Raw genomic sequence first — 2,947 nt, 5'->3', positions numbered from 1 at the left:
GATGAATGTTTTTTGAAAATCACTGAAAGTAGAATTTTAAAGGCTTAATTTTATTTAGGACAAGATTGGTTGAAAATATATTTTTCTTTGGGTGTTTTCACTCATAATTATATGCAAATTAACTTATAGATTTGTTAAAATTAAAATTAAAATTATGAGCGAATTAGGAAAGCATTTGATTACAAAGAAAGAAACTGACGTATTGGCAACAGAATATGAAAAAACTAATTATGCAGCAATTAATACAAAACGACCTGCTACAAAACCTGATTCCAAGTATTATACCTATGATTTAGAAGTTTTACAAGAGTATATCAACATGATTCGCGAAGGCATGGAAAAAACGGGAATTAAAAATAAAGGAATTAGAATCACCTTAGGAAAATATCCCGAAGATCATTTTGACCCAAGGTTAAATTCAGCTTATAGCGGATATCAAACCATCTTTTTTTCACCAGAAGATCTAGATTCATCAAAACAAAAAATTTCAGCAGGAACTGATGACAGAGAAGGATTACCAAATTTAAATTTTGGACAAATTTGTCCTCCTTATTAAATATAGTAAGATGATTGAATGGAATAGGGATGCCGCCAGTATCATCCAACTTTTACAGATGGTGATATTTTTTATCTTACTACTAGTTAAAAGAAATAAACTTGGCAAAGGAATTAGTTATTTTATTATTGCTAGTGGAATCCTAATTTTCGCTGACATGCTGATTTTTGCGATTCGCATATCTACTTATCGATTTAATAGTGTTCCTATTTATACAATAGGGACTAGCTTAGTTGTTTTTTTGATGTTCTTTTTATATTTCCACGATGTTTTAGAGTTAAAAAAATCAAAAAAATTAAACTTGATTTTGACTGGTGTTTTTCTTATATGTTATGCTTTATTTGTAGTTTTTTCTGAAAACTTCTTTACGAAATTTTCTTTAAAATTTTACATTATCGAAGTTCTGCTATTGCTTGGTAATATTTATCTGGTTTTGTACGAGACTTTTAACTCCAATAAAATTCTAAATATCAAGTCCTACTACCCATTCTGGATCTGTATTGGATTAATGTCAATCTATTTAGGTGTTATCCCTTTAATGATTATTAGGAATACTGCCATGGAAATGATGAATATTAACATTTTTTTCATAATTTTATTTATTGTAAATATTCTTGGATATTCTATTCTGATAACAGGGATTTTTTTTGCACGAAATATTAATTTAAAAAAGTGAATCTTACAGAAACCGATTTTCTGCTTACCATAACCACCTTCATTATTTTAATTGTAATTTTAATGATGGTTTTAGTTTATGGGATTTTCATCAAGAAAAAATCAGAACTTCTTTTATCTCAACAAAAAAAAGAAGCGATATTCGAACAAGAATTGGCGATTTCTCAAATAGAAATTAAGGAACAAACCCTCAATTATATAGGGCAAGAACTGCACGACGATTTAGGACAAAAACTGTCTGTAGCAAGGTTAATGACCAATAAACTTGCTCTGTCAAATGAGGAAGATAAAGCCAATATTGCCCAGGAAATTAATCAATTGATTGGTGAATGCATTCAAGATATCAGAAACCTATCTAAAGTATTTATTAGTAAGCAAGTAAAGCATTTTGGGTTTATCGAGTCATTGGAAAGGGAAATTTTCAGAATCGAGCGATTAGAGTTGATGGATGTAGAATACTTTGTTAATAATCACGATTTAGAAATCAAATCGGATCATGCCTTAATTTTATTTCGAATAATACAAGAGTCTATTAATAATGTAATCAAGCACGCCGAATCAAATAAAATATTAATAAAAATAGAGGATCATCTAAATTTCACTGAAATTAATATTAATGATTACGGTGTAGGATTTAATGCAAAACATAGAAATGATGGCAGCGGATTAGAAAATATTAAAAATCGCGCACAAATTATTAATGCTACTTTTAACATTAAATCCATAGAAAACCTAGGAACAGAAATTACTATTACTTATAAAAAACCCTCACCATGGAAAGAATAAAAATAGCAATCGTAGATGACCATAAGTTAGTTTCTAAAGCGATAGAAAACATGATTTCATTTAATCCCAGATTCCAAGTGGTGATGAATTGTTATAATGGCGAAGATTTCCTAAAACAGCTTGAACACCGCAAAACATTTCCTGAAGTTGTCTTAATGGATATCAATATGCCACGAAAAAACGGCATCGAAACAACCATGGAAATTACTAAAAACTATCCCGACCTAAAGGTAATTGCCTTAACAATGGAGGATAATGAAAGTACAATTATCGGTATGTTGAAAGCAGGAGCAAAAGGTTACTTACTCAAGGATATGTCACCCGATATTCTTTTTGATGCTATAAATATCGTACATGAAAAAGGAATTTTCTACACCGATATTGTAACCCAAAGTTTGCTGAAAATAAAAACAGAAGCAAAAGAAAATCAAGAAATAAATAGTTCATTAAAAGAACGAGAAACACAGTTTATTAAATTGGCTTGTTCCGAACTTACCTATAAAGAAATTGCAGAACAAATGTGCGTTAGTCCAAGAACTATTGATGGCTATAGAGATTCTATTTTTGCAAAACTCAATGTGAAAACCAGAGTAGGAATTGTACTTTACGCGATAAAGCATGATTTGTGTTAAATTAGGGTGATTCCACTCTTTTATGACCCATAACTAAAGTTTACTTTTGTAATATCAAAACACAAATGATAAGAAACTCATTAAACCGATTATTCAATCGGTTTTTTGTTGTAAAACCCCTTTCGATTAATTATTTGTGACGGCTAAGATATCTTCAACCACTATTTCCGAGGATTCGAGCAACGATCATCAAAATTCAGAGCCATTTATCTTGTTAAGAAAACCATTGTTTTCAAAAATTTTATGATTGAACAATTGCTTTTTTTATTGGTTTTTTTTAAAATCAAAAATCAAATAA

Annotated in this window: 4 protein-coding genes; all 4 read left to right on the top strand. The window is 29.7% G+C overall.

The features are described from left to right. Nucleotides 1-154: 154 nt before the first annotated feature. Genes WBY99_RS05885 through WBY99_RS05870 form a run of 4 tightly spaced genes read left to right on the top strand, consistent with a single transcriptional unit; the run spans nt 155 to nt 2,649 of the window. The gene (locus WBY99_RS05885; RefSeq protein WP_423975405.1) at nt 155-556 is read left to right on the top strand and encodes a hypothetical protein; all 402 of its coding nucleotides are present in this window, start codon (nt 155-157) and stop codon (nt 554-556) included. A gap of 10 nt (nt 557-566) precedes the next feature. Beyond that, complete coding sequence (locus WBY99_RS05880) at nt 567-1,232, top strand: hypothetical protein (RefSeq protein WP_423975404.1); 666 nt, start codon at nt 567-569, stop codon at nt 1,230-1,232. Further along, the gene (locus tag WBY99_RS05875; RefSeq protein WP_423975403.1) at nt 1,229-2,017 is read left to right on the top strand and encodes a sensor histidine kinase; all 789 of its coding nucleotides are present in this window, start codon (nt 1,229-1,231) and stop codon (nt 2,015-2,017) included. Before WBY99_RS05880 ends, WBY99_RS05875 begins: the two co-directional genes overlap by 4 nt. Continuing rightward, a complete protein-coding gene (locus tag WBY99_RS05870) occupies nt 2,005-2,649 on the top strand; it encodes a response regulator transcription factor (RefSeq protein WP_423975402.1) in 645 nt (214 codons plus the stop codon). The genes WBY99_RS05875 and WBY99_RS05870 overlap by 13 nt, the downstream gene beginning before the upstream one ends. The last annotated feature ends 298 nt before the right edge of the window (nt 2,650-2,947 follow it).

It is taken from the genome of Kaistella sp. (assembly GCF_049588135.1).
GTDB lineage: Bacteria > Bacteroidota > Bacteroidia > Flavobacteriales > Weeksellaceae > Kaistella.
Note: the sequence above shows the minus strand (reverse complement) of the source record. Positions and strands in the feature narration are given on the sequence as shown.

Coding starts and splice junctions, on each gene's coding strand:
- WBY99_RS05880 (WP_423975404.1), top strand. CDS start 567: ATGATTGAATGGAATAGGGATGCCGCCAGTATCATCCAACTTTTACAG.
- WBY99_RS05870 (WP_423975402.1), top strand. CDS start 2,005: ATGGAAAGAATAAAAATAGCAATCGTAGATGACCATAAGTTAGTTTCT.
- WBY99_RS05885 (WP_423975405.1), top strand. CDS start 155: ATGAGCGAATTAGGAAAGCATTTGATTACAAAGAAAGAAACTGACGTA.